A 1,232-nucleotide genomic window follows, 5' to 3' on the forward strand; every position below is an offset into this window, starting at 1 on the left:
TGACCTGAGACCCTTCTCTCATCCAGTCAGAGGGTGAGTCCTGGGCTAAATTTCTGGACCTGATCGTTCGTCACGGCAAGGGCCAGATGGTGGTCGTGGAACTCCTCCGGTGTCCGGTTGGCGAGAGCCGAGTGGGGCCGGACACGATTGTAATCGTCGCGCCACGCCGCCAGCCGCGTTCTCGCTTCGTCGAGCGTGGAGAACAACGTCTCGTTCAAGAGCTCGTCGCGCAGCCGACCGTTGAAACTCTCGACGAACGCGTTCTGCTGCGGCTTGCCGGGCTGGATGTAGTGCCAGTCGACACCGCTGGCCTTGCTCCATTTGAGGATCGCCATGCTGGTCAGTTCGGTGCCGTTGTCGGAGACGCACGTTCTCGGCTTGGCTCTGCGCCGCGTGATCACGGCGTCCAACTCGCGCGCGACGCGGTGACCCGAGAGCGACGTGTCGGCAACCAGCGCCAGGCATTCCCGCGTGCAGTCGTCGACGATCGCCAGAATGCGGAAGCGACGTCCGCTCGTGAGGCAGTCGGAGACGAAGTCCAGGCTCCAGCGCTCGTTGGGACGCGAGGGAAGCCCGAGTGGTGCTCTCACGCCCAAGGCCCGCTTGCGACCGCGACGCTTCCTCACCGCCAAGCCTTCCTCGCGGTAGAGCCGCCGGAACCGCTTCTGGTTCATGTGCAGTCCTTCCTTGCAGAGCAGAAAATGCAGTCGCCGGTAACCGAACCGGCGACGGATGGCAGCCAGATCGCGGATGCGCTGCCGGACGCCGGCATCATCGGGGCGACGGCTGCGGTAGCGAATCGTCGAACGATCGAGACCAAGTGCTGTGCAGGCCCGCCGCTCGCTCACCTCGTGCGTCGTGCACACGTGAGCGACAGCCTGCCGTCGAGCGGCGGGCGTCACCACTTTCGGGAGGTCACGTCCTTCAAGATCGCGTTGTCGAGCATCGTCTCGGCGAGCAGCTTCTTCAGCTTCGCATTCTCGTCCTCGAGTGAGCGCAGCCGCTTGGCGTCCGAGACGTCCATGCCGCCGAACTTCGACTTCCACTTGTAGAAGGTGCCGCCGCTGATCCCGTGCTTACGGCAGACGTCCGCCGTCGGCCTACCCGCCTCCTGCTCCCGCAGGATGCCGATGATCTGCTCTTCCGAAAACCTACTCTTACGCATCGTCCGTCTCCTCTCTGGAGGTTACGGACTCTACCCAAATCTGGAGGAAATCGAGGGTCTCAGGTCA

Annotated in this window: 1 protein-coding gene and 1 pseudogene; both read right to left on the minus strand. The window is 63.6% G+C overall.

Annotated elements, in window-relative coordinates; translation table 11 throughout:
- Positions 1-26: 26 nt before the first annotated feature.
- The gene (locus F812_RS0121920; protein WP_245257745.1) at positions 27-1,046 is read right to left on the minus strand and encodes an IS3 family transposase; all 1,020 of its coding nucleotides are present in this window, start codon (positions 1,044-1,046) and stop codon (positions 27-29) included.
- Positions 1,013-1,165 (minus strand): annotated as a pseudogene (locus F812_RS27090) (transposase); the annotation flags it as partial. The gene F812_RS0121920 and the pseudogene F812_RS27090, both read right to left, overlap by 34 nt.
- Positions 1,166-1,232: the final 67 nt, after the last annotated feature.

The sequence above is a fragment of the Hyphomicrobium zavarzinii ATCC 27496 genome, from assembly GCF_000383415.1.
Lineage (GTDB): Bacteria > Pseudomonadota > Alphaproteobacteria > Rhizobiales > Hyphomicrobiaceae > Hyphomicrobium_C > Hyphomicrobium_C zavarzinii.